This is a genomic window from Comamonas aquatica NBRC 14918, from assembly GCF_000739875.1.
In the GTDB taxonomy this organism is placed as follows: domain Bacteria; phylum Pseudomonadota; class Gammaproteobacteria; order Burkholderiales; family Burkholderiaceae_C; genus Comamonas; species Comamonas aquatica.
The window spans coordinates 1-26609 of the sequence record NZ_BBJR01000070.1; the positions used below are offsets into that span (position 1 = coordinate 1).

Consider the following 26609-nt stretch of genomic DNA (forward strand, 5'->3'; position numbering starts at 1 on the left):
CTGCTGCGCCTGCCACGGAGACCGCAGCGCCTGTGGCCAAGACCGTGCTGGCTCCCCAGGCTGCCTGGCCCTTCCCGACCGGCAACAAGCCCTAAAGCTTCCTGCCCTGCAGCGCCTGCTTGCTGCAGGCACCATAAAAAAACCGGCTCCTCGAAGCCGGTTTTTTATGCCGTGCGCACAGCGGCCGGGGCCCGTACCCAGGGCCAGTCATCGCGCAGTACGATCGCATCGGCATACACCGCATCCTGCTTGCGAATCCACAAACCGGCCGCGCTTTGCTTGAGCACATCGAGCTGCGCGGACTCCCAGCGCATGGGGGCAATCACGTTGTACTGGATCTCTGGCACAGGTGCAGCAGACTCCTGCGTGGCAGCCTCGGCCACCGGCAGGCCCTCGTCCATCCATTGCACACCCTGCTGTGCATCCCAGCCTTGCACCACCGGGGTGAAGGCCCGCAGCTCCAGCGTCCAGACTTCGTGCTTGTGCGGGCTCAGCCAATGCAGCTTCCAGTGGTGGGGCTCGCTGTGCTGCCCGCGCGCCAGCCATTCCAGCACCAGCCAGCCGTCCCCCGCATAGTGCGGGCAGACGCTGGGGCCCACACCGCACAGCACAGCCCCCGACTGTGTGACCAGCACGCCTTCGCAGCGCGCGGCTTCCGGCGCCCACTCGTTGTTCATGTGGTTGGTCAGCCCCCCCCACCACCATGCCGCATCGTGTGAGGCCGGCAGGCGCCAGACATAGTCGCCATCGGCGCAGGGGTGCTGGATCTGGCGCACCTCGCGCCAGCGCGGCAGCAGCTTCCACACGCCTTGCGCGTTCACGCCCACTTCCCGCCATTCGTACGCCGGGGTCCAGCCGGGCTTGGCCAGGTTGACCTCATCGGCCACCTGCAGCGGCCAGCGCCACAAGCCGCTGCTGGCATGGTTGCTGTTGTCCGGACCACAGCCCACCAGCACCAGCAACTGCGCCCGCCCCCGCTGCAGGTGTGGGCGCATGCGCAACACCGGCCAGTGCATCTCGATCGCATTCAGTTGCTTGCCGTCCCAGACCCAGGGCACCGGCTTGGCCCCTTGCAGTGGTGACGGCCCCCAAGGGCACAGCAGCGCCCACTGGCCATCGACCACCAGATGTTCCAGTTCCCACAAGCCGGGCAGTTGGTGCTCGCCCCACTGCACGGCATACGCCGGGGTCGCCCCGGGCTCGTCCTTGGCCTCGTGCACCAGGCTCCAGCTCAGGGGCTGGCCCGCCACCGGCAGGCTCTGCGCCTCCCAGTGCAAGGGGTTGTGTAGATCCCGGCGCCAGCGGAACAACCGCACCGGCAAAGGCTTGACCAGCGGGCGTCCGTCAGGCCGGTGCTGCACCCGTCCCTGCACCGCGTCTCCCACCACGCAGGCGATGCTGCGGCCATCGTGCAGGCGTTCCAGCTGCGGGGTGTCCATCTCCACACACTGCAGCAGTTCCTCGCCCTCCCAGCTCAGCGCGGGATAGCCGGCAGCTTCCTGCGGCAGGTGCAGGTTGACCGTCCAGGGCTTGCGGTCCTCCGGCATCCAGTAAGACCATTGCTGCCGGCCCAGCGCCAGGCTCCACACCCCCAGGCGCATCTTGGGCTTGTGCGCGCTGTCCGTAACCGGGAAACCATAGCTGGCGAAGGCCTGGCCATCCGGGCGCCAGACAAACGGGCTCTGGCTGTCAATCGTCCACTGCTGGGGTTCGCCATTGATCTGCAGTTGCCACTGCGGATGGAGCAAAGGCTCCAGCGGGTCGTCCAGCACCCGCAAGGAGATTGGCCAGTGGCGCTGCACGGCCACCTGGACCACGGCGTTGTCTTGCTGTGCGATCGCGGGCGGGATGGCCTGTGCCTGCACCGGCACACAATCAGCAGGGATCCACAGGTCGCACACCCCGACCAAGGCTTGTGCCTTGCCGCTTACGTGCTTGGCCAGCCAGGCCTCGAAGATGCCGTCGCTGAGCACATGGCGGCCTTCGGCAGCCACGCCGTTGCCCCCCTGGCTTTCACCGTTCCAGCGCGGCAGGCGCCAATGCAAATCGTCCACCAGGCTGGCCTCGGCCACGCTCATCAGCCAGCTGCAGCGGTTCTTGCGGTCCAGCAGGCGTGGTGTGGAATCCCCATACGAGCCGGTCCGAATCCAGCGGCCATCGAATGAAGTGTGAAAGTCCGACTCCCAGACATAAGGCAAGTACACCCCATCGCTGCACAGCACATCCCCGTAGATGGGCCCGCCCATGCCACGCTCGCCGCGCATGCGGAACTTCACATCGCTGTCCGGCGGAGGTGGCGGCTCGGGCTCCATGGCCACGGCGGCTGCGGGCAATGGCTTGGCTCGCTGCGGTGCAGGCTGGCGCGGGCCACGGCTTCGCACCCACCACAGCAGCAACGCCAGTATTGCCAAAATAATGAACAAAACTTGCATCCCTGCATGCTAACCAAGCTCACTGGTTTCAGCGTCTAAGTTGTTACACAAACCGGCATAAAAAAAGCAGCCCTGGGGCTGCTGGTCGGTGACAGTCATGCTCACGTCAGTTTGAAGAACGAGACCGAGCGCTGCAAACGCTGGGCGTTCGTGTTCAGCTGTTCCGCAGAACCCGTGGACTGCTCCACCAAGGCGGCGTTCTGCTGGGTCATGGAATCCAGGTTGGCCACGGCTTCGTTAACCTGGGCAATGCCCTGCGATTGCTCGCGCGTGGCCAGGCTGATTTCACGCACCAGGTGGCTGACGCGTTCCACAGCCTCGACCATGCCGTCGATCGTTTTGCCGGCCGCCTGCATGCGCGCATTGCCGTCGTTGATGCCATCCACGGTCTGGTGGATCAGCACGCTGATTTCCTTGGCCGCCGACGCACTGCGCTGGGCCAGGGCGCGCACTTCGCCCGCCACCACGGCAAAGCCACGGCCCTGCTCGCCGGCACGGGCCGCTTCCACGGCCGCGTTCAAGGCCAGCAGATTGGTCTGGAAGGCGATGCTTTCGATCACGCTGATGATTTCGCTCATGCGGGTCGACGATGCGCGGATACGCTCCATGGCCCCGCCAACATCCTGGATGGCCTGTCCGCTGCGCCCCACGACGGTCTTGCTCTGGTTGCTTTCCTGCTCCATTTGCTGGGCGGTCTCGGCCGTTTGCAGCACCGTGCCGGCGATCTCTTCCATCGACGCGGCCGTCTGCTGCAGGCTGGACGATTGCGACTCCGTGCGCTTGGCCAGGCCCAGGCTGGCGTGCGCCATCTCCTTGGACATGTCGTTGAAGCCCTGGACCTCCGTCAGCACGTCACCGACCACCGCATGCAGATTGATCTGGATCTGTTGCAGGCGGGCCATCAGGGTGCCCACGCTGCCGGTGTAGTTGTGGCTGCAGGTGCTCGACAGGTTGCAACTGGCCATCTGGGCCGCCCAGGCACTGGCCTGTTCGATGCCGCGCACACAGCGTGACTCGAAGCGCCAGGCCACCCAGGCACCGCCCAGCAGCAGCACCGCCAGGCGCGTGCCCCAGGCCGCCACGCCCTGCCAGCCCAGCACATCGGGCAGCAGGGTCAGTGCCGCCACGGTGGCCAGCATCAGCACCATGCGCGCCAGCAGGCCGACATCGCTGCGCTGCGCCCACAGGCCGCGCCAGCCCAGACGGCGTACTTCCCCGGCACGCAGGCGCATGGTTTCGGCACCGGCCTGGGCTTCCTGGTTCATCTGCGCATACAGCGCCTCGGCCGCCTGGATGTCCTGGACCGCCGGCTTGGTGCGCACCGACAGATAGCCCTGGGGCCGGCCCCCTTCCATGATGGGGGTTACGTTGGCGCGCACCCAGTAGTGGTCGCCGTTCTTGCGGCGGTTCTTCACGATCCCCGTCCAGGGGTAGCCGTTGCCGATCGTGCGCCACATGTCCTTGAACGCCCCCTCGGGCATGTCCGGGTGGCGGATCAGGTTGTGCGGCTGCCCGATCAGGTCCTCGTAGGCATAACCACTCACACGCACAAACGCCGGGTTGCAGTGCGTGATCTCGCCCTTGGTATTGGTCACCGATACCAGCAGTTCATCGCCCGGAAAATCGTAATTGTTTTGGGTAACGGGGAAATTCGCTCGCACGCTGCATCTCCAAACTAACTGACACAACTTGCACCCGCACATATTGATTTGCCATAAGCAAACCATGGCCGCGCGCAAGAAAACCTCGCATCATCGCACAACCAGGTTGCAGTTGCTCACAATTGCCACGTTTTTAAGCACCAAACCAGTGCAACCGCCCTGCCGAACCCGACCAGTGCGGGCTAAAACAGCGGCAGCGACAGCGGATCGGCGCTGCCGCCGGCCGGGCGGCGGGCGCCGGGCAGCGGGGGGCCATCGGCCTTGTGCGCCTGGGCATCCCAGTGCACCAGGCTGCCCACGCGCACCCCCAGCAAGCGGATGCTCTGGGCCAGGGGCACGCGCTTGAGGCACTGCCCGGCAATGCGGCGGATCGTGGCTGCATCCTGGGTGTAGTGCTCCACCGTCACCTCGCGCGTCACGCTCTTGAAGTTGGCGTAGCGCAGCTTCACGCCCACCGTGCGGCCGGCATAGCCCTTGCGCTGCAGGTCCTCGGCCACGCGTTCGCACAGGCGCGTGAAGCTGGCGCCCAGCTCCGCCTTGTCCTCGCGCACATGCAGGTCGCGCTCGAAGGTGGTTTCACGGCTCATGCTGACCGGCTCGCTGTGCGTGACCACCGGGCGATCGTCCAGCCCGTGCGACACCGCATGCAGCCAGGCCCCATACGATTTGCCGAAATGCTGCACCAGCCAGGGCAGGCTGCAGGCGGCCAGCTCGCCAATCCGCTGGATACCCAGTTGCTCCAGCCGGGCACCGGCTTTGGGACCGATGCCATTGATCTTGCGGCACGGCAAGGGCCAGATGCGCGTGGCCAGGTCCTGCGGCTGGACGATGGAGATGCCCTGGGGCTTTTCGAATTCGCTGGCCATCTTGGCCAGCAGCTTGTTGGGGGCCACCCCCACGGAACAGGTCAAGCCCGTCTCGGCCCGGATGGCGGCCTGGATGCGCGCGGCCAGCACGCGTCCGCCCTCGTCCTGGCCACCGGGCACCTGGGTGAAGTCGATATAGACCTCGTCCACGCCGCGGTCCTCCATCAGCGGCGCCATCGCGAGGATGACCTGCTTGAAGGCGCGCGAGAACTGGCGGTAGCGCACAAAGTCGATGGGCAGCAGGATGGCCTGCGGGCACAGGCGTGCCGCCTTCATCATGCCCATGGCCGAGCCCACGCCAAACTGCCGCGCCGGGTAGGTGGCGGTGGTGATCACGCCGCGCCCCACATAGCCGCCCAGGCGCGGAAAAGCCTCGACGGGGATGGCCGCCAGCGTGCCCCAGCGGTCCAGCAGGGCCTGCTCATGCTCGGGCGTGTGGCGGCTGCCGCCGATCACCACCGGCAGCCCCTGCAGTTGCGGGTAGCGCAGCAGTTCCACGGACGCAAAGAAGGCGTCCATGTCCAGATGGGCGATACGGCGGGGCAGGTCGGCAGGGCTCACCGCCCTATTGTCGCCAGAGTTTCAGACCCCTTGCAGGCAGATCAGCACCAGGCCCAGCACCATCAGCGCCATGCCCAGCAGCTCGGCGCGGTTGAACTGCTCGCTGAGCATGCGGCGCGACACCAGGTAGCTGAAGACCACCTCCACCATGCCCAGGGTGCGCACCGCCGCCGCGCTTTGCATGGCATAGGCGGTGAACCAGGCCAGCGAGGCCGCCGCGCCCATGGAGCCAGCCAGCAGCGAGATGCGCCAGGCCCGGAAGATGGGCCGGATGCCCTGCGGCGTCTTGAAGGCCACCCAGGCTCCCAGCACGATGCTTTGCAGGGTCTGCGCCACCAACACGCCCCAGGCGCCCGACAGCCACGGCGTCTGCGCCTGCAGCGCCAGCGCACCGCCGCGAAAGCCGATGACCGCAATCGCAAAGCACGCCCCACAGGCCAGACCATATAGCGCCGACTTGCTGAACCAGGCCTGCAGCGACAGCAGTTGCCCGCGCGGCGGCAGCGACAGCAGCAGCACCCCGACGGTGGCAATCACCATGGCCGCCAGTGCCAGGGCCGTGGGCAGCTCGTGCAGGAACACGGCCCCGAACAGGGCGACCTGCAGGATCTCGGTCTTGGACAGCGTGACCGCCACGGCGAAATTGCGTTCCTTCATGGCCAGCAGCAGCGCCGCCGTGGCCGCCACCTGGAACACCGCGCCCAGCGTGATCCAGCCCAGGTAGGCGGCGCTGAAGTGCGGCAGCGCCGGGGGCTGCGCCGGCAGCACGTACAGCAGCAGCAGGAACACGGCCGCAAACGGCAGGCCGTACAGAAAGCGCACCAGCGTGGCGGGCAGCGTGCCCAGCTGCTGGGTCAGGCTGCGCTGGGCCGTGTTGCGCACGGTCTGGGCCAAGGCCGCAAACAGGGTGATGGGCACCCACAGCCACATCCAGGAAACAAGCGATTCAGACATGGGCTGGCAGCATACGGCGCGGGGGCCACACCGTCCCGCACCGATTGGCGACGGCGGGCACAGCCAGCAACGACAGATAAAAAAGAAGCGGCTGGCGCTTGTCAGACCCTGGTTTCAGATACTTTTGACATTAAAACCCAGCTTGCACAAGCGCTAGCCGCTCTTTTTTTCAATATGCCCGCCCACCTGCCACGCAGCGCGGCAGGTACCGGCGCACGGCTCAGCCGCGGTCGTGCCAGGGCTGGGGGTAGGTGCCGGGCAGCAGGATGTCGGTGCCCACGTTGTTGATGTTGGTGTGGCCGCAGAAGGCCATGGTGGTGTCCAGTTCCTTCTGGATGATCTGCAGCGCGCGGGTCACGCCGTCCTGGCCGAAGGCCCCCAGGCCGTACAGGAAGCTGCGCCCGATCAGAGTGCCCTGGGCGCCCAGCGCACGCGCCTTGAGCACGTCCTGGCCGCTGCGGATGCCGCCGTCCATCCACACCTCGATGTCCTTGCCCACGGCCTGCGCAATCGCGGGCAGGGCCTCGATGGACGACGGCGCGCCATCCAGCTGGCGGCCGCCGTGGTTGCTGACGATCAGCGCATCCGCACCGCTTTGCGCGGCCAGGCGGGCATCTTCCACATCCATGATGCCCTTGAGGATGAGCTTGCCGCCCCAGCGCTTTTTGATCCACTCCACGTCGCCCCAGTTCAGGCGCGGGTCGAACTGGTCGGCCGTCCACGACGACAGCGAGGACATGTCGGCCACCCCATCCACATGACCGACGATGTTGCCGAAGCTGCGCCGGCGCGTGCCCAGCATGCCCAGGCACCAGCGGGGCTTGGTGGCCAGGTTGATCAGGTTGGCCAGCGTGGGCTTGGGCGGGGTCGACAGGCCGTTCTTGATGTCCTTGTGGCGCTGGCCCAGGATCTGCAGGTCCAGCGTCAGCTGCAGCGCCGAGCAGTTGGCCGCCTTGGCGCGGTCGATCAGGCGCTCCATGAAGCCGCGGTCGCGCATCACATACAGCTGGAACCAGAAGGGGTGGCGGTCGGTGTGGGTGGCAATGTCTTCCAGCGAGCAGATGCTCATGGTTGACAGCGTGAAGGGGATGCCGAAGGCCTGGGCCGCCTTGGCCGCCAGGATCTCGCCATCCGCGTGCTGCATGCCCGTCAGGCCCGTGGGCGCGATCGCCACCGGCATGGCCACGTCCTGGCCGACCATGGTAGTGCGCGTGCTGCGCCCTTCCATGTTCACCGCCACGCGCTGGCGCAGCTTGATCTTCTGGAACTCTTCCTCGTTGGCACGGTAGGTGCCCTGGGTGTACGAACCCGAATCGGCATAGTCATAGAACATGCGCGGCACGCGGCGCTTGGCGATCACGCGCAGGTCTTCGATACAGGTGATGGTGGACAGGTCATTCATGGCCGCCATTCTTTCAAAAAAACCGGTCTGCGGCGACCCATCCGGTACAGCCAAGGTCACCTGCGGGTCAAGCTTTTCGATAAATTGGTATTACCAATAAACCAAGAAAGCACAAGGTAAACCCCTATATTTATCGCTAAACCGGCTTTTTACAATCACTTCCGCCCGGGAATAGGTAAATTGATCATACCAATCCACGTGGCGCGGATTTCATACGCCGGATTCCAGGAGCCAGCTCGGGAAGCAAGCCACAGCGCGTGCGGCAGGAACCGCCTTCCCAACAACGATCAGGAGTCAAGGCAATGCAAGCAATATGGTCACAGAACTATGACCCGGCCGGCAACGTGTGGGTCTCAGCGCTGGTGGCGCTGATTCCCATCATCTTTTTCTTCATCGCGCTGACCAAGCTGCGCCTCAAGGGCTATGTGGCCGGCACCATCACCGTGGCCCTGGCCCTGTCGGTGGCGCTGTTCTTCTATCAGATGCCTGTCGCCACCGCCCTGGCCTCGGTCGTCTACGGCTTCTTCTACGGTCTGTGGCCGATCGCCTGGATCATCGTCGCGGCGGTGTTCCTCTACAAAATCTCGGTCAAGACCGGGCAGTTTGACGTCATCCGCTCCTCCATCCTGTCGGTGACCGAAGACCAGCGCCTGCAACTGATCCTGGTGGGCTTTTGCTTCGGCGCCTTCCTGGAAGGCGCGGCCGGCTTCGGCGCCCCCGTGGCCATCACGGCAGCGCTGCTGATGGGCCTGGGCTTCAAGCCGCTGTACGCCGCCGGCCTGTGCCTGATCGCCAACACCGCACCCGTGGCCTTTGGTGCCATGGGCATTCCGATCATCGTGGCTGGCCAGGTCTCGGGCGTCGATCCGATGGCCATCAGCCAGATGGCAGGCCGCCAGTTGCCGTTCATGACCATCATCGTGCTGTTCTGGCTGATGGCCATCATGGACGGCTGGCGCGGTGTCAAGGAAACCTGGCCTGCCGTCATCGTCGGCGGCGGCAGCTTTGCGCTGGCGCAGTTCTTCACGGCCAACTACATCGGCCCCGAGCTGCCGGACATCACCTCCGCCATCGTCGCCCTGGTGGTGCTGACGGCCTTCCTGAAGTTCTGGCAACCCAAGCACATCTTCCGCTTCGCCCCCGAAGCCGGCAGCCTGCCCACCGCCGCCACCACCGCGCCCTCCACATCGGTGCCACTGACCACGGGCACGGTGCTCAAGGCATGGTCGCCCTTCATCATCCTGACCGTCATGGTCACGATCTGGAGCGTCAAGCCCTTCAAGGCACTGTTCGCCGCAGGCGGCCCCCTGGCCAGCTGGGTCATCAACATTCCCGTACCCATGCTGCACAACCTGGTTGAAAAGCTGCCGCCAGCCGTCGCCAGCCCCTCGCCCTATGCCGCGGTGTATGCCTTCAACTGGTTCTCGGCCACCGGCACAGCCATCCTGATCGCTGCCGTGCTGACCATCGTCTACCTGCGCATGAAGCCCGCGGACGCGGTCAAGACACTGGGCGAGACCTTCAAGGAACTGGCCCTCCCCATCTACTCCATCGGCATGGTGCTGGCCTTCGCCTTCATCGCCAACTACTCGGGCCTGTCCAGCACGCTGGCGATTGCCCTGGCCCACACCGGCAAGGCCTTCACCTTCTTCTCGCCCTTCCTGGGCTGGATCGGCGTGTTCCTGACGGGGTCGGACACCTCGGCCAACGCCTTGTTTGCGGCCCTGCAGGCCACGACGGCGGCGCAGCTGGGTCTGCCTGAAGTGCTGATGGTGACCGCCAACACAACCGGCGGCGTGACCGGCAAGATGATCTCGCCCCAGTCCATCGCCATCGCCTGTGCGGCCGTCGGCCTGGCGGGCAAGGAGTCGGACCTGTTCCGCTTCACCGTCAAGCACAGCCTGGCCTTCCTGGTCATCATCGGCATCATCTGCACGCTGCAGGCCTATGTGTTTCCGTGGATGATTCCGACCACGTAACACCCCTGAAAAATGCCATGCCCGCTCCGCGCCTGTCCGATCGTGTCGCCCAAAGTCTGCTGGAGCTGATCCAGACCACGCCGCTGCAACCCGGCGAGCGGCTGCCGACCGAGCGGACGCTGGCCGAGCGCATGGGCGTGTCGCGCACGGCGCTGCGCGAGGCGATCCAGAAACTCTCCACCCGGGGCGTGCTGGAAAGCCGGGTGGGTGCGGGCACCTTCGTCTGCGCCCGCGTGCCGCAGTGGCACGAACAGGCCGTGGCCCCCTTCGCCGCCTTGCTGCGCGACGACCCCCAGTACCGCTACGACGTGCTGGAGGCGCGCCAGGCACTGGAGTTGAGCACGGCCTGGTGGGCCGCCCAGCGCGCCACCGCGCAGGACCACGACCGCATCCGCCGCTGCTTTGACGACATGCTGCACCACCAGCAGCGCCAGGATGCGGACAGCGCCGCCCATGCCGACGCCCAGTTCCACCTGGCGATTGCCGAGGCCTCGCACAACGCCGTGCTGGTGCAGCTCATGGGTAGCCTGTTCGAGCTGGTGCTGGGCACCGTGGCGCAGAACCGGCGGCTGATGTTCGTGCACAGCGACCCCGGCACCCTGGACCACCTGACGCAGCAGCACCATGCCCTCATGCAGGCCATCATCGACGGCGAGCCCGAACAGGCCCGGGCCGCCATCAGCGATCACCTGACCTACGTCCACCACCGGCTGAACCAGTCCGATGCCGACACCGCGCGCCGCCAACGGCTGCATCGCTTCGCGGTCACCGCAGGAAACCAACCATGATCATCTCCTCCACCACCGATTACCGTGCGGCAGCGCAAAAGCGCCTGCCGCCTTTCCTGTTTCATTACATCGACGGCGGCGCCTACGCCGAGAAGACCCTGGCGCGCAATGTCAGCGACCTGGCCGATGTGGCCCTGCGCCAGCGCGTGCTCAAGGACATGAGCCAGCTGGACACCAGCATCGAGCTGTTCGGTGAGAAGCTGGCCATCCCCACCGTGCTGGCCCCCGTGGGCCTGACCGGCATGTACGCCCGCCGCGGCGAGGTGCAGGCGGCCACGGCGGCCTGCCAGAAGGGCATTCCCTTCACCATGTCCAGCGTCTCGGTCTGCCCGATCGAGGAAGTGGCGCCCAAGCTGAACCGCCCGATGTGGTTCCAGCTCTACGTGCTCAAGGACCGGGGCTTCATGAAGAACGCGCTGGAGCGGGCGCAGGCCGCAGGCGTCTCCACCCTGGTGTTCACCGTGGACATGCCCGTGCCCGGCGCACGCTACCGCGACGCGCATTCGGGCATGAGCGGCCCCAACGCCGCCATGCGCCGCTACCTGCAGTCCGTCACCCACCCCCAATGGGCGCTGGACGTGGGCCTGCTGGGCCGTCCGCACACGCTGGGCAACATCTCCACCTACCTGGGCAAGAACGTCAGCCTGGAAGACTACATGGGCTACCTGGGCGCGAATTTCGACCCCTCGATCTCCTGGAAGGACCTGGAGTGGATCCGCGACGCCTGGAAGGGCCCGATGGTCATCAAGGGCATCCTGGACCCCGAAGATGCCCGCGACGCCGTGCGCTTTGGCGCGGACGGCATCATCGTCAGCAACCACGGCGGCCGCCAGCTGGACGGCGTGCTCTCCTCGGCCCGGGCGCTGCCCGCCATCGCCGATGCCGTGAAGGGGCAGATCAAGATTCTGGTCGACTCGGGCATCCGCAACGGACTGGACATCGTGCGCATGCTGGCCCTGGGCGCGGACTGCACCATGATCGGACGCGCCTTCATCTATGCCCTGGCGGCCGAGGGCGGCGCCGGCGTGACCAATCTGCTGAACCTGCTGGAAAAGGAAATGCGCGTGGCCATGACCCTGACCAGCGTCAAGCGCGTGTCCGAAATCACCGGTGACCTGCTGGTCCAGGGTGGCTGAGATGCAGCCCTCCCCTTCCCCCTCCACGGCCATCTCCGGCCCGGCCCTGCTGGCCCAGCTGCGCGAGGTGGTCGGCGCACGCCATGTGCTGACCGACGAAGGACAGACCCGCCGTTACCGCAAGGGCTACCGCGCCGGTGAAGGCCAGGTGCTGGCCGTGGTGACGCCGGGCACCCTGCTGGAGCAGTGGCGCGTGCTGCAGGCCGCCGTGGCGGCGGACCGCATCGTCATCATGCAGGCCGCCAACACCGGGCTGACCGGCGGCTCCACCCCGGACGGCAACGACTATGACCGCGAGGTGGTGCTCATCAGCACGCGCCGCATTGCGGGCGTGCAGCTGATCCATGATGGTGCGCAGGCGGTCTGCCTGCCGGGCGCCACCCTGGACGCGCTGGAGCAGGCGCTGGCACCACTGGGGCGCGAGCCACACTCCGTCATCGGCTCGTCGTGCATCGGCGCCTCGGTGCTGGGCGGCGTGTGCAACAACTCGGGCGGCGCCCTGGTCCGACGTGGCCCGGCCTATACGCAGCTGGCGCTGTACGCGCGTGTGGACGCCGACGGCCGCCTGTCCCTGATCAACCACCTGGGCATTGCCCTGGGCGACACGCCCGAGGACATCCTCACCCGCCTGCAGAACGGCCAGTACACGGACAGCGACATCGTGGACGACCCGGCCCGCGCCGCCAGCGATGCGGGCTATGGCACGCACGTCAGCCAGGTGGATGCCGACACCCCGGCCCGCTTCAACGCCGACCCGTCGCGGCTGTTCGAGGCCTCGGGCAGCGCCGGCAAGCTGTGCCTGTTCGCCGTGCGGCTGGACACCTTCCCCAAGGAAGCCAGCACCGTGCTGTACATCGGCAGCAACGACCCGGCCGACCTGACCGCCGTGCGCCGCCACTTCCTGACCCGGCTGCCGCGCCTGCCCATCGCGGGCGAATACATCCACCGCACGGCCTACGACATTGGTGAGCAGTACGGCAAGGACATCTTCCTGGTGATCGACAAGCTGGGCACCAGCCGGGTGCCGGCCATGTTCGCCCTCAAAAGCCGGTGGGATGCCTTCTTTGAACGCTTCGGCTGGCGCGGCGTGACCGACCGACTGCTGCAGTGCGCCGTGCGCCTGCTGCCCAGCCACCTGCCACCGCGCATGCGCGAATGGCGCCAGCGCTTCGAGCACCACCTGCTGGTGCGCGTGTCCAACGACACGCTGGATGCCGCGCGCACCTTCCTGCAGCAGCACTTTGCGCACAGCAGCAGCGGTGCCTATTTCGAGTGCGAGGCCGACGAAGGCCGCAAGGCCTTCCTGCACCGCTTTGCGGTGGCCAGCGCCGCCGTGCGCTACCGCGAGGTCCACCGCCACGAGGTGGAGGACATCGTGCCGCTGGACATCGCGCTGCGCCGCAACGACCGCGACTGGGTGGAACAGCTGCCCGCCACGCTGGAAGGGCAGATCCTGCACAAGCTGTACTACGGGCACTTCTTCTGCCACGTCTTCCACCAGGACTACATCGTCAAGAAGGGGGCCGATCCGCTGGCCATCGAGCATGCGATGTGGGATCTGCTGGACCAACGCGGCGCGGAATACCCGGCGGAACACAACGTCGGCCACCTGTACGTGGCCAAGCCCGCGCTGGCGGGCTTCTACCGCAGCCTGGACCCCAGCAACACCCTCAACCCCGGCATCGGTCACACCAGCCGCCTGCGTGGCTGGGGCGGCGGCGTCTGGCCCGAGGGCTACCGCGAACCACACGGCGCAGAGTCATAAAAAAATAGCTGCCAGCGTTTGATCCTCAAGGCTTTCAGATAATTTTTCATCTGAAATCCTTGCTGGACTTGCGCAAGCAGCTATTTTTTTAAATAACCAGGGTGCCGTGCCACTGCACCGCCCGGCAGCAGACCTCGGTGCCGGCGCCGGAATGATGATGGACACGCGCCGGTTCTCGCGCCGCGCATCTTGGCCTGCACCCTGGGCAAGGGCTTGCTGTGGCCCCAGCCGCGGGGGCTGACCTGCTGGGGCTGCATGCCACCACGCACCATCTGGTCGGCCACGCGCTGCGCACACTACTCGGACAGTGGCTGGTTGTACGCGGCCGGCCCCGTGTCATCGGTATGCCCTTGCATGCTCATCGCCCCGCGCTGGCGCAGCTTGCTCTGCTGGAACGCTTCCTCGTTGGCACGGTAGGTGCCCTGGGTGTACGAACCCGAATCGGCATAGCCATAGCACCTGCGCAGCACGCGGCGCTTGGAGATCACGCCCAGGTCTTCGATACAAGTGATGGTGGACAGGTCGGCCACGGGTCGGCCCTCGCTCATTCGTTGGATGCGCATCGCGCAGTACGCCCGGCCCCACGGCTTCGTGAAGGATTTGGGTGGCGGCTTGAAATTGGCTGCGGCCAGGTCCGGGGCGGCCACGGCCCAGGCCGCCTCAGGCCGCGTCGGGCTCGCCGGTGCGGGTCAGCAGGCTGCTGCGGCCCGCCGCCTCGTACATGCGGATCTGGTGGCGCCCGGCCTGCTTGGCGGCGTACATGGTCATGTCGGCGCAATGCAGCAAGGCGTCCCACGACTGCGCATGCTGCGGGAACAGGGCCACGCCCCCGCTGGCATGCATGGTGTGCGACTGCCCCTCCCAGACGAAAGGCTCGGCACAGGCCTGCTGGATCTTGTGCGCAATGCTCAGCAGGTGCTCCTGCGAGGCCAGCTCGGGCAGCAGCACCACGAATTCGTCGCCCCCCAGGCGGCAGACGGTGTCGCTTTCACGCACCGCGGCCTGCAAGGCCTGGGCGGCATGCACCAGCGCGGCATCGCCGGCCCGGTGGCCCCACTGGTCATTGACCTGCTTGAAGTGGTCCAGGTCCAGGTAGACCACCGCCAGCATGGCGCCGGTGCGCCGGGCATGGACCATGACCTGCTGCGCCCGGTCCTGCAGCAGCAGGCGGTTGGGCAAGCCGGTCAGCACATCGTGGAAGGCCAGTTGCCGCATGCGGGCTTCCTGGGCCGCGGCCTGGGTGACGTCGCGCAGCACCACCACGCCGCCCAGCACCGCACCGCTGGCCGACAGCACCGGGCTGGCGGATTCCTCCATCTCCAGCCGCTGGCCGCTGAGGCGGTGGATCACCGCCGTGCGCACCCGCTCGACCGCATGCCCCCGCGCCAGGGCCTGGCGCAGCGGCGACGCGCTGCTGCTCAGCGCTGCGTCGTCGTGCGGCGCATGCAGCCATTCGATGGGCTGACCCAGCACCTCCTGGGCACTCAGCCCGGTGAGCTGCTTGGCCACCGGGTTCAGGTAGGTGATGCGCCCTTGCGCATCCGTGCACACCACGGCATCGCCAATCGACTGCAGGGTCAGCCGCATGCGTTCCTTTTCCGTGAACAGGTCGGACTCGATGACGGCGCGGCGCGCCAGCTCGCGGCTGAACATGACGGCCAGGCCCACGCAGCTGGCCATCAGCAGCAGCTCAAACAAACCCAGCCACCAGGCACTGCGCACCCAACCCTGGACGATGCTGTCCGTGGACTGCGCCACGTTCACCACCACAGGAAAGCGCCCCACCCGGTGGTGGGTGTACAGGCGCTGCACCCCGTCGATCACGGCCACCGCCACGAAACTGCCCTGCGGGCTGGCCAGGAAACGGGCCAGGTTGTCGGAGCCCGCCAGGGTCTGCGGCGTGTCGCTGTCCAGGTAGGGGAAGCGCGTCAGGATCAGCCCGTCCTCACGGATCACATTCACCCCGCTGTGGGCCCCCAGGTCCATGGTGGACAGCCAGGCGTTGAGTTCCTGCATGCGCAAGGTGCCGACCACCACGCCCACCGGCAGGCCGTACTTGTTGCGCACCTCGCGCGCCACGGGCAGCACGTATTCGCCCATGATCAGCGTGCGCGTGGGCTGGCCGATGAACACCCCCTGGTGGTTGCCGGTGCGAAAGGCCTGGAAAAAATCGTGCGAGACAAACTGCTTGCCCACGCTTTGCACGCCCTGGGCGCGGTGCACCACGCGCCCCTGCAGATCCAGCACCAGGATGTGGCTGGCCTGCATGTCGCGCCACAGCACATCCAGCAGCACGGTCGGCGACGGGGCCTGCCCGCCCTCTTCCAGGGCCTGCGTCTCCTGCAGCGCCACGGCCGTTTTCTGCAGTGACAGGTCGACCGCTTCCAGCGACCACTCCAGGCCCTTGGCCAGGGTGCTGCTGAGGTTGGTGTTGGTGCGCAGCTGGTACGCCCAGTGATCGTCGCGCATGGACCACATCGTGTGGGCGAACAGCGCGCCGATGCCCAGTGACACCACCAACGCCAGCCAGTCCACACGGTGAGAAAAAATGCGGAACATCATAGATTTATGCTTTTTCGGAGCATTTTACGCGGGGGCCCTCGGCCTGCAGGCCCCCACCCTGGCTCAGGGCGTGGCCTTCAGGCCGGCGCCCCGCACCTCCAGCCGCACCTCATCCAGCACCTGTCCGCGCATGTCCTGCAGCCGCACGACATGCCGCCCCGGCCAGGGCGGCCAGGCCAGCTGGCGCCCCTGGCCCAGCAGGCGCTCGCCCAGGTACCAGCGCACGTCGTCGCGGCTGGCCTGCAGCTGCAGGGTCTGGCGCTGGGGCGGAATGTCCGGATCCAGCGCCAGGATGGTGCCGTCCACCGGCCGCAGGATGCGCGCCGATGCCGCGTCCTCGGGCGTGCGCTGGGGCGCCGGCACGTGGAATTGCGCCTGCTGGCTGCCGGTCAGAAACCATTCCTGGCGTGCCGGCTCGGTGGCCTGGCCGGCACTGGCGGGCACAAACTCCACCGCCTGGCGCACCACGCCCTGCGGCGGTGCCGGGGCCCGACTGGACTGGCGGGCATGCAGGCCGGCCATGATGTCGGCCCAGATGGGGGCTGCACCGCTGCTGCCGCTGACACTGTGCATGGCCTCGCCCGAGGCATTGCCCACCCACACACCCACGGTGTAGCGTTGCGACCAGCCCAGGGCCCAGTTGTCGCGCATGTCCTTGCTGGTGCCCGTCTTCACCGCCGTCCAGAAGCGCGTGGCCAGCACGCTGTCCAGCCCGAAAGTGGCGGCGCGCGCCTGGTGGTCGGCCAGCACATCACCGACGATGAAGGCCGAGGCCGCCGACAGCACCGGCTGGCCCACCGGGGCTGGCTGCGGCGTCCGCGGCAGGCGCGGTGCGGCCACCTCCGACCAGCGCCCGCCGTTGGCCAGGGCGCGGTAGGCGTTGGTCAGGTGCAGTAGTGGCACTTCGGCGCTGCCCAGTGCCAGGCTGTAGCCATAAAAGCCCGCGCTCTCGCGCAGGGGCAGGCCCAGCCAGCGCAGCTGATGGAAGAAGGCGTCCGGCGTCACCATCACCAGGGTGCGCACGGCAGGCACGTTCAACGACCCCGCCAGTGCCGAGCGCACGGACACCCAGCCCTTGAACTTGCGGTCGTAGTTCTGCGGGATGTACAGGCCGGACGGCGTGGCGATGTGCGCGGGCGAGTCCTCCAGCAGGGACGCCGCCGTCACCCGCCCTTCCTGCAGCGCCTGGGCATACAGGAACGGTTTGAGCGTGGAGCCCGGCTGGCGCCAGGCCAGCACCCCGTCCACCTCGGCGGCCTGGCTCAGCCCGCCCGACGAGCCCACCCAGGCCAGCACCTCACCGCTGGCGTTGTCCAGCACCAGCACGGCGCCGTCCTCGACATTGCGGCCCTGCAGCTCACGCAGGTGGCGCTGCAGGCTTTCGACCGCCAGGCGCTGCACCGGGGCACTGACCGTGGTCGTCACCCGCGCGGACGGGGCCTGCGCTGCCTCGCGCTGCGACTGCCAGACGCGCTGGGCCCAGTGCGGGGCCAGGCCCTCGCTGGCCGGCCACAGCCGCGCACGCAGGCTCTGCTGCGTGCGCCATTGGATGGCGCCGCAGTCTGCGGCCGGCGGCGCAGCACGCGACTCCCAGGCCTGCATGTCCTGCCAGACCCCGCAGGCCCGCTGGGCCACCACTTCGGGGCTGGCGTTCGGGCCCCGCACCAGGGCGGCGGCGATCGCGGCCTCGACCGCGTCCAGGCCGTGCGCGGCCTTGCCAAACAGGCTGCGGCTGAGCGCATCGATGCCCACCAGCTCACCCCGGAAGGGCAGCAGGTTCAGGTAGGCCTCCAGGATCTGGTCCTTGCGCCACTGGCGCTCCAGCTGCGTGGCGGCCACGGCCTGGCCCAGCTTTTGCCCTACGCTGCGCCCCTGGTTGCTGGCGCGCCAGTCCTCGTCCAGCAAGCCGGCCAGTTGCATGGTGATGGTGCTGGCCCCGCGCGTGCGGCGGTGCCACAGCTGGCCCCAGGCGGCGGCCGACACGGCCTTCCAGTCCACGCCGCTGTGGGCGTAGAAGCGCTTGTCCTCGCTGACCAGCAGCGCCAGGCGCAGCGCGGGCGAGGTATCGCTGAGCGCCACCCACTGGCCACGGCGCACCTGCATGTCGGTGCGCAGGCGCTGCAGCAGCTCGCCCTCGCGCGACAGGATGTAGGTTTCCGAGGGCTGAAAACCGCGGCGCACCTCTTGCGGGCTGGGCAGGGCTTGGGCCACCAGCGGCACCAGCAGGCAGCCCAGCCAGAGCAGGCTGCGCGGCAGCCCCTGCAGTCCGGAACTACGCACCGAGGACAACGCGCACGGGCTGGTGGTCCGACGCCTGGGTCTGGCCATCCACGTCCAGGCTGCGCACCTGCGTGCGCAGGCTGTCGCTGAGCCAGACGAAATCGCAGGCCACGGGATCGGGGCCATAGGTCCGGTCAAACAGCTTGAAGGTGGGCGGCTGGGGCATCTGGGGCGACAGTACCCGCCAGGCATCGTGCCAGCGGGCCCCCACGACCTGTTCGGGCCAGCCGGCATCCAGGCATTCGATCACGCCGGCCTGGGAGCCCATGGCTTCGTACTCGGGCTCATGGGCCTCGAAATTGAAATCCCCGCACAGCACCGCATGCGGCGTGTGGGCCTTGGTCTGGAAGGGCGAGCCATCCTGCGCGGGCTGCGGCGCCCAGCACAGCTGCGACAGCGCCTCCAGGTGCAGGCGGCGCAGGTAGCGCACCTGCGACATGCGCTGGCGCTTGGAGTAGTACTCCAGGTGCGTTGTCAGCACGCGCACGGCGCCCAGCTGCGGGTCCTGCACCGTGACCTGGGTGCACATGCGGGGCATGCTGCGCACGCCCGCGTCGGCCGGATAAGGCAGGGGGTAGTGCTGCACCTGCAGCACCGGCAGGCGCGTGGCGATCAGGTTGCCAAAGCGCTGGCGGCCGGCGGGCGTCCATTCGTCCACGGCCGCGCCAAAGAAGATCTGCCAGTCCGGCAGCAGGGCCTGCAGCTGCGCCAGCTGGTCGCCGGGCTGGCCTGCCAGCTGCGGGTAGTTCACCGCGATTTCCTGCAGGCAGAGCACATCGCAGGGACCCAGGGCCTGCACCGCCTGCACGATGCGCGCAGGATCGGAACGCCCATCCAGGCCACAGCACCATTGGGTATTCCAGGTCACTAAATGCATGATGATCTCTCTGTCGGCAATCTGTCGTCGGCCGCTGGCGGGCGGTGCACCGTCCGGGCCCTGGCCACAGGCCGGGCGCGGGCACGCCCCTTGGCGGCATGGTTTGACATTGTGTGCATATTTTCTGTCTTATGAGCAACTCTTCCACATTCAGCCAGCAGGCCTGGCAACAGAACCTGGCCTTGTTCGAGGCCACGCTGGCCCTGCCCTTCAACCAGACCCTGGCCGATGGCAGCCTGCCGCGCGACGTGTTCCAGCACTACATGATCCAGGACGCGCACTACCTGGTCGCCTTTGGCCGCGCCCTGGCCGTGGCCGCGGCCAAGGCCGACGATGCGCCGGGCGTGGTGCAGTTTGCGGCCGCCGCCCAGGAGGCCGTGGTGGCCGAGCGGGAGCTGCACCACAGCTTCATGCAGACATACGCCGTGAGCGCCGAGCAGTTTGCCCGCACGCCGCTGTCGCCGACCTGCCACCACTACTGCCACTTCCTGCAGTCCGTGGCCTGGAGCCGTTCCTACCCCGTCGCGCTGGCGGCCCTGCTGCCCTGCTTCTGGATCTATGCCGAAGTCGGCGTGCACCTGCAGGCGCGCAGCGTGGCGCACAACCCCTACCAGGGCTGGATCGACACCTATGGCGGGGATGAATTCCACGCCCATGTGCGCGCCGTGCGCGCCACCGTGGATGCCGTGGCCGCGCAGGCCGATGCCCGCACGCAGGCCGAGATGCACGCGGCCTACACCGACGCCGCGCGGCTGGAGTGGATGTTCTGGGACAGCGCCTACCGCCTGCAGACCTGGCCCTGCTGAGCCACGCGGTCAAACACCACACAAAAAAAGAGCGCATGGCGCCCGTTCTACAAGGGTTTCAGCATCGAATGCATCGCAAACCTTGTTTGAACGCGCGCCATGCGCTCTTTTTATAGAAGCTGACTGGGGCGGACCCCGGCAGCCCTCAGGCCGGCTTGGAGGGGTACACCGGCGTGCTGGCCGTGGCGCCCAGCACCGTGCTCCAGGGCTGGATGGTGTGGCTGCGCACCAGGCCGTGCAGGAAGTAGGGGTCGGCCTGCACGAAGTCCTCCACCGTCTGCGCGCTGTCGCAGACAAACACCAGCACCGCGCTGTGGGCCGGGGCACCCACGGTGCCGCCCAGCAGCAACTGGCCGCGCTCATGCGCCTCCCAGCCCAGGCGCAGGTGCTGGTCGCGGTAGGCGCCACGGCGCTCCAGGTAATCGTCGGTGTAGTGGTAGGTCAGCAGGTAGTGCATGGCAGGCCGTTCGCAGCAGGCGGTGAAAAGAAGGCAAGGGTACCGGGATGGGATTGTCAGGGCCCGTGCGGGTCCGGCGCGTCGCGGGATCGACAGCGGGGCTAGGCCCCCCGAACGTGTGGACGCTGGGCCCAGGCGGGCCGTGGGATGCGGATGAGCGGATGAGCGGATGAGCGCCCACCGCAGACCCGGCCGTCGCCACGGCGCGACGGGGTCGTGCCACAGCGCCCCCAGGCAACGCCCGCAGGCCCGGGGTGCATCCGCAGCATGCTCAGGGCTGCGCCACCTTCCAGCGGGCGTTCGGCAGCTCGCCAAACATCTCGGGGGCGTACAAGGCCTCGGCCCGCGTGGGCGGCAGTGCAAAGTCGCCGGCGTTGTTCAGGCGCAGCGTGTACTCGACCACGCTGGTGCCCTTGGGCAGGTAGTCCCAGTACGCGCGGTAGCTGTCCTGACCACGCTCCACAAAGGCCGGCCAGGCCCCTTCCGCGCCCTTGCCTTCACCCTGTTGCGCCACGATGGAGTCGCGCCCCAGGCCGTTGCCCAGGATGGTGGCACCGGCCGGGATCGGGTCGCTCAGCGCCACCCAGGTCATGTCCGCGCTGGCCTGCACTTCCAGGCGCACGCGCACCACGTCGCCGCGCTGCCAGCGCTGGGCATCGGCGCCCTGCACGGCGGTCACGGTCTTGCGCAGCACATAGCCGGCATTCAGCGGCTGGGTGCGCGGCACGGCGGCCACGGACTGCAGGGCCACCCAGGGCTTGCCCGTGCCGCGGTGCTGCACATTGAGCTGGCCCAGACGGCGCTCGCCCCAGGACAGGAACAGCGTGCGGGGTGGCAGGCCCTCGGTCAGCCCGGCACCGCTGCCCGCGGGCAGCGCGGTGGCGCCGGCCGCCGGTGGCGTGACCGCAGCCGCCCAGTGCACGGTCTGGGTGGCAGCGCCCAACAGGGCCGTGGTGTCGCCCGTGACCGCATCGCGCTCGTACTTCTGGGAGAACTGGCGCAGCGCCAGCCCGGCCCAGGTGTTGGCCGTGGTCGTGCCCCAGTGGCCGCGCTGCTGGCGCGCCAGCAGTCCGGTGACCAGGCGCGTGCGCTCGGCATCCCAGGCGGCATCGTCCAGCGTGGTCAGCAGCAGGCGCGCCACGTTCACGTCGGCGCTTTGCATCAGCCACCACCACTGATCCTGGGCATCGGTGCTGAAACCGACCTGGCTGCCCGTGTACGACAACCGGGCCTTGAGCACCTGCTGCGCCTCGGCCAGGCGCTGGTCGTGCTCGGGCACCTGCGGCATCTGCTGCAGGATGCTGAGCCAGTCGATCACCGCGTGCGTCGGCCAGTCCTGCGGCGACAGGCTGATGCTCTGCAGCATGGCCGGGCGGGCCTTGCCGCTGCGCGCCAGCGCCGCAATCGCGGCCAGCTTGCGCACCTCCAGGTCCTTGCGCGGACTCCAGTGCTGGCGCTCGATGCGCCCTTCGACAAAGGCGATCAGGCCGGACTCCATGCGGGCGCGCTCGGCCGCCGGCAGAGCCATTGCCGGCGCCACGCGCTGGAGGCTGTGGTGCACCGACAGCAGGTGGGCCGTCAGGCTGTCACTGCCCCGGGCCTGGTAGCCTCCCTGGGGCGGGAAGTACATGGCCAGGCCGTCATCGTCCAGGTAGGTGGGCAACTTGGCCATGGTGCGCTGCCACAGGTCGGCGTCGTTCAGGCCGATGGCCTTGCCCACGGTCTGCTCCAGGCAGGCATAGGGATAGGCCTGCCACCAGTCGCGCAGCCCGGGCACGCCCTGCTGCGGATCGGCCAGCCGGTCGCTGAAGGCCAGGCGCAGGCCGCCCTTGCCGGGCACGGCCTGCTCGGGCCATTCCAGGGGCTGCTGCCAGTGGCCGTCGATCTGCACCAGGGTGGCCTGCTGCACCGCCAGCGGCACGGCCGGCAGCAGGCGCAGCGTGAAGGCCAGCGCATCCTTGGCGCCGGTCTTGGTATCGCGGCCCTCTAGGCGCCAGTCCCAGGCGCTTTCCGCGGCCTGTGCCAGGGCCGTGGGCACCGTGACGTTCCAGCTCACCTCGCGCGCCTGCTGCGCCGCGATCTCGACGGTCTGGGCCGGCAGCTCCAGGCCATGGGCCTTGGGTTGCAGTTGCACCTGCATGGGTTGCTGCGTGGTGTTGCGCACCGTGACCATGGCACGGAACTGGTCGCCCTCGCGCACCACCGGCGGCAGGCCGCTGATGAGCTGCAGGTCCTGCGTGGTGCGGATGTCGGTGCTACCAGTGCCAAAGCGCTGAACGCCGTCCTCGGCCACCGCGACGATCTGGAAGCTGGTCAGGGCATCGTTGAGCGGCACCTCGACCACGGCCTGGCCCTGGGCATCCAGCTGCACGCGGGGCTGCCACAGCAGCAGCGTGTCCAGCAGTTCGCGCGTGGGGGCGCCATTGCCGCCGCCGCCGCCCGGGGGCGCGGCCTTGCGACCATAGTGGCGCCGGCCCACCACCTCCATCTGGGCCGTGGACGTGGACACCGCCCAGCTGCGGCGCTGCCACATGGCGGCACGCAGGTCCCAAGTGGGGTTGGGCGACAGCTCCAGCAAGGCCTTGTCCACGGCGGCCACGGCCACCTCGGCATAGGCCGCAGGCTTGCCATCCGGCAAGGTGGCGCGGATGGTGACCTTGGCCTTGTCGCGCACCTGGTAGCTGGCCTTGTCGGCCTGCACCGCCACCGTCAGCTGCTGCGAACGGTCCTGCACCTTCAGCTCGGCCACCCCCAGGCGGAAGGCCGGCTTGCTCAGGTCCACCAGGGCCGTGGGCGCCACGTATTCCTTGCCGCCGTACCAGAAGGCGTTCCACCACTGCCGGGGCACCTTGTAGCCCCAGGTGAAGAAGCTGTACCAGGGCACCTCATACAGGCGCCCTCGCAGCGCCAGCACGCTGACGTAGACGTTCGGCCCCCAGCCGGCCTGCACTGGCAGTTCCACCGTAGGGTCCTTGCCCTGCAGGTGCACCACCTGGGTGTGCAGCACGCCTTCGCGTTCCACGCTCAGCAGGGCCGTGGCCTCACGGAAGGGCATGCGTACCTGCAGCTTGGCGGTCTCGCCCGGCGCGTAGCTGGCCTTTTCGGCCAGCACGTCCATGCGGTCATGGTCCTGGCCACCGAACCACAGTTCGCCGCGCCCCGTCACCCAGACGGTGTCGGCGGCACGCGCCACGCGGCCCTGGCCATCCTGGGCCGAAGCGATCAGCTCCACCTCCCCGGCTTCGACCACCTGCACTTCGCACAGCAGCAGGCCGCGGGCATCGCTCTTGCCACTGCACACCGTGCCCAGGTCCTTGCTGCTGCGCTGGTTGTCGTAGCTGTAGAAGCCACCCACCAAGCGCTTGCGCGTGGAGCTGGTGGTGTGGTGCACGGCCTGCACCTTGAGGGGCACGCCCGCCTGGGGATTGCCCTGGGCGTCCACCGCCAGGGCCTGCAGGCGCATCTTGCGGCCCACGGACATCCAGCCCTCGGTGCGCAAGCCGGCCAGCACGGCCGACGGCCACAGGGTGTGGGTGCTGCGCAGGCTCTGGATTTCGCCGTTCGGATCGGCAAAGCTGGCCTCCAGCACCAGATCCTGCGGTGCGGCCACGGCCGGCAGCGATGGCAGCGCCACCTGACCCTGGCCCTGCGCATCCAGCGTCAGTGCCAGCTTGTCGGCCACCAGGCGCGCACCGTCATTGCTGCTGCCCATGTCTTCGCTGTCACGGTCGGCCTGCTCGGGGGCCCGCGGGGCGCTGAAGCTGTAGCCACGCCAGCGCTCGAAAGAGACATAGCGGTCGCGCAGCAAGGCACTGACCTGCACGGCATGGCCGTTGGCGGCACCGCCGTTGAGGAAGTTCAGCTGCACGGCCACGGGCAGGGTCTTGGGCTGCACCAGCACGCCCTTGTCCACGGGCTGCACCGTGCCCAGGAACACGGGCAGGCGGAAGGCTTCTACCCGGAAGCTGCCCGACTCCTGAATCCGCTGGCCCTCGCGGGCCGAAGCGCCCCAGCGCAGCTCCACCGTGTACTGCCCCAGCTTGGCGGCCGCGGGCACGGCCCAGGCGTTGGTGGCGTTGCGCCCGCCATTGCGCGTGTCCACCCAGTCCAGCGGCTGGCGGTATTGCTGGCCACTGCCCACATGGGTGATGACCATCTCGACCGGCCAGTCCGCCGGCAGGGCCAGGCCCTGCAGGTTCTGCAGGCGCACCACGTGCTTCATGGACACGGTTTCCCCGGCACGCACCAGGTTGCGGTCCAGCACCGTGTGTGCCACCAGCTCGGGCCGGTTGCCCCAGGCGACGGGCAGGTTGAAGCGCCAGGGTTCGATGCCGCGCTGCCAGTCGCTCCAGACAAAGGCCACATCCTCCACGCCCTGGGACTGGTGGCGGGCACTGACAAACCATTGGCCGCTGCCCTCGTGCTGGTTGCAGCGCGGGGCCTCCTTGTCCAGATCGGGCAGCTGCAGCAAGCCCTGGGCGTCGGTGGTGCCACGCTGGTGCGACTGCCCCCGGCAGTCGGAGACCTGCACCGTGGCACCCGCCACGGGCTGCCCCTTGTCCAGCGAGGTGACCCAGACGGCCGAACCCTCACGCCCCAGCTTCAGGTGCACGGCCAGGTTGGTGACCAGGGCCGAGGTGCGCACGAACATGCTGCGCGGCTGGCCAAGGCGCTCATCCAGCAGGGCGGCGCCCAGGTGCGGGGACTCGATCTCCAGCACATGCAGGCCGGGTTCCTTGAGCGGGATGCCCACCACCTCCAGGGGGCGCGGATCGGCGCTCGCCTTGGGCAGCTGCGACGTCTGCACGCCCTTCTGGCCCGTCAGCAAGGACAGGGTGCGGGTCTGCACATAGTGCTGGTCCGACTCGTCCACCGGCCGCGGCACAGGCGCCTTCAGTTCGCGCTGGGCCGTCTTACGCGGGATGCTGCCTTGCTCGTAGCGCTGCACCAGGTCCCACCAGCGAATGATGTCGCTGTCGCGCGTCAGCCGCAGGCTGCGCACTTGGGCCCCGGCCCCACTGGCGGGCTGATCGACAGACTCCACCTTGCGCACTGTCACGGGCAGCACGGCCACGCCGTCTTCCCCCTCGGCAAAGCGCTCCAGCACGCCGAACGGCGCCGCCGCAAACTTGGCCAGCGGCGGGGTGTCGCCCATCACCACCGTCAGCGGGAACGAGGCCGCGTTCGCCAGCTTGCGCCCCGCATCGTCCTGCAGCGTGGGCGGCAACACCAGCTGGTACTGCCCGGCCGGGGTGAACGGCGCAGCAAAGCGCAGGCTTTGCACGCGGTCCGTGCCGGCCTCCAGCACCGGGGGCAATGACTTGCCCTGGTGCAGCAGGTGCACCAGGCGCGCCTGGTCCACCGGCACGGGGGCGGTGAACGACAGCGTCACATCGCGGATCGGCAGGCAGCCGGCATTCGCCCGCTCGCGCTGGCACTGCAGCTCGGCGGTGAAGGCCTGGCGCACCTCGAAATCAAAGGTACGACTGGCCTTGTTGGTCACGCCGCTGGCCATCTGTACACCCGCGCCATAGACCAGTTGCACGCGGCTGCCAGCCGTCAGGCGGCGCCCGCATTCCAGGGCGGCATAGTGGCCCTTGGCAGGCAGGTGCAGGGCCTGCACCACCGCGCGCGTCTGCGCGGCATCCAGCACCCGCACGGGAATGCGCTCACCCACGTCCTGCGCCCGGCAATGCACGTGCTGCTGCAGGCTTTGCGGGGTGGCCGCACCATTGAGCTGCAGCACAAAGGTCTGGGATTCGTCCACCGGCTCGTAGGTGGCCGGCCAGGTCTCGCGCACCAGCGGGCCGGCAATCTCAAACTGATAGCTGGAAGCACCAGTCAATGCTTGGCCAGAAGGCAATTTGAAGGATTTTTCCAGCTGCACGCTGCAGCGCGTGCCAGCCGGCAAGGGCTGGTCCAGCTGCCAGACCCATTCGCGCGCATTGGTCCAGCGACCGGTGCCCGCCACGTTGCCGGGCGCGCACTGCACGCGCACCGGGGCCGGGGCCTGGGCATTGCCCAGGCGCACCGCATCGGCCGACATCTGCACCACCACCTGCTGCACTTCGTTGACAGCGCCC

The 26609-nt window shown here is 68.2% G+C and carries 16 protein-coding genes and 1 pseudogene; 5 read left to right on the forward strand and 12 right to left on the reverse strand.

The window, feature by feature from the left end; genetic code table 11:
* Positions 1-164: 164 nt before the first annotated feature.
* From CA2_RS15310 to CA2_RS15330, 5 genes are all read right to left on the reverse strand, one after another.
* Positions 165-2333: a hypothetical protein gene (locus tag CA2_RS15310; protein ID WP_156106094.1), complete on the reverse strand. Its 2169-nt coding sequence runs from the start codon at positions 2331-2333 to the stop codon at positions 165-167.
* Between the two features lie 200 nt (positions 2334-2533).
* Entirely contained in the window at positions 2534-4093 is a 1560-nt protein-coding gene (locus tag CA2_RS15315) for a methyl-accepting chemotaxis protein (RefSeq protein WP_042419311.1), read from the reverse strand.
* 182 nt (positions 4094-4275) lie between these two features.
* Positions 4276-5478: a DNA polymerase IV gene (gene dinB / locus CA2_RS15320; RefSeq protein ID WP_042419339.1), complete on the reverse strand. Its 1203-nt coding sequence runs from the start codon at positions 5476-5478 to the stop codon at positions 4276-4278.
* 63 nt (positions 5479-5541) lie between these two features.
* Entirely contained in the window at positions 5542-6474 is a 933-nt protein-coding gene (locus tag CA2_RS15325; protein ID WP_042419314.1) for an EamA family transporter, read from the reverse strand.
* Between the two features lie 220 nt (positions 6475-6694).
* Entirely contained in the window at positions 6695-7876 is a 1182-nt protein-coding gene (locus tag CA2_RS15330; protein WP_042419341.1) for an alpha-hydroxy acid oxidase, read from the reverse strand.
* 302 nt (positions 7877-8178) lie between these two features.
* Here CA2_RS15330 and lldP point away from each other — a divergent pair, with 302 nt between their 5' ends.
* The 4 genes from lldP to dld are packed head-to-tail and all read left to right on the forward strand — an operon-like array spanning position 8179 to position 13544.
* Positions 8179-9855 (forward strand): L-lactate permease, encoded by a 1677-nt coding sequence (gene lldP / locus CA2_RS15335; protein WP_042419317.1) that lies wholly within the window; start codon positions 8179-8181, stop codon positions 9853-9855.
* Between the two features lie 17 nt (positions 9856-9872).
* Positions 9873-10643, forward strand: coding sequence for a transcriptional regulator LldR (lldR, locus tag CA2_RS15340; RefSeq protein ID WP_042419320.1), 771 nt, complete (start codon positions 9873-9875; stop codon positions 10641-10643).
* Complete coding sequence (lldD, locus tag CA2_RS15345; RefSeq protein WP_042419322.1) at positions 10640-11779, forward strand: FMN-dependent L-lactate dehydrogenase LldD; 1140 nt, start codon at positions 10640-10642, stop codon at positions 11777-11779. The genes lldR and lldD overlap by 4 nt, the downstream gene beginning before the upstream one ends.
* Position 11780: 1 nt before the next feature.
* Entirely contained in the window at positions 11781-13544 is a 1764-nt protein-coding gene (dld, locus tag CA2_RS15350) for a D-lactate dehydrogenase (protein ID WP_042419326.1), read from the forward strand.
* On the opposite strand, the gene CA2_RS18090 is transcribed toward dld, so the two are convergent.
* The 5 genes and pseudogenes from CA2_RS18090 to CA2_RS15370 all read right to left on the reverse strand — a co-directional run bounded on the left by CA2_RS18090 (position 13539) and on the right by CA2_RS15370 (position 19263).
* Positions 13539-13709, reverse strand: coding sequence for a hypothetical protein (locus tag CA2_RS18090; RefSeq protein WP_156106096.1), 171 nt, complete (start codon positions 13707-13709; stop codon positions 13539-13541). The genes dld and CA2_RS18090 overlap by 6 nt on opposite strands.
* A 167-nt stretch (positions 13710-13876) precedes the next feature.
* Positions 13877-14074 (reverse strand): annotated as a pseudogene (locus CA2_RS15355) (L-lactate dehydrogenase); the annotation flags it as partial.
* Positions 14075-14204: 130 nt separating this feature from the next.
* Entirely contained in the window at positions 14205-16106 is a 1902-nt protein-coding gene (locus CA2_RS15360) for a sensor domain-containing diguanylate cyclase (protein WP_042419332.1), read from the reverse strand.
* Positions 16107-16169: 63 nt separating this feature from the next.
* Positions 16170-18362, reverse strand: a complete 2193-nt coding sequence (pbpC, locus tag CA2_RS15365) for a penicillin-binding protein 1C (RefSeq protein ID WP_042419343.1) — start codon at positions 18360-18362, stop codon at positions 16170-16172.
* Between the two features lie 16 nt (positions 18363-18378).
* Positions 18379-19263, reverse strand: a complete 885-nt coding sequence (locus CA2_RS15370; RefSeq protein ID WP_042419334.1) for an endonuclease/exonuclease/phosphatase family protein — start codon at positions 19261-19263, stop codon at positions 18379-18381.
* A gap of 131 nt (positions 19264-19394) precedes the next feature.
* Here CA2_RS15370 and tenA point away from each other — a divergent pair, with 131 nt between their 5' ends.
* Complete coding sequence (gene tenA / locus CA2_RS15375) at positions 19395-20069, forward strand: thiaminase II (protein ID WP_042419335.1); 675 nt, start codon at positions 19395-19397, stop codon at positions 20067-20069.
* 145 nt (positions 20070-20214) lie between these two features.
* On the opposite strand, the gene CA2_RS15380 is transcribed toward tenA, so the two are convergent.
* Both CA2_RS15380 and CA2_RS18770 read right to left on the reverse strand, forming a co-directional pair.
* Entirely contained in the window at positions 20215-20526 is a 312-nt protein-coding gene (locus tag CA2_RS15380) for a YciI-like protein (RefSeq protein ID WP_042419337.1), read from the reverse strand.
* A gap of 271 nt (positions 20527-20797) precedes the next feature.
* Positions 20798-26584: an alpha-2-macroglobulin family protein gene (locus tag CA2_RS18770; RefSeq protein ID WP_217997643.1), complete on the reverse strand. Its 5787-nt coding sequence runs from the start codon at positions 26582-26584 to the stop codon at positions 20798-20800.
* Between the last annotated feature and the right edge of the window lie 25 nt (positions 26585-26609).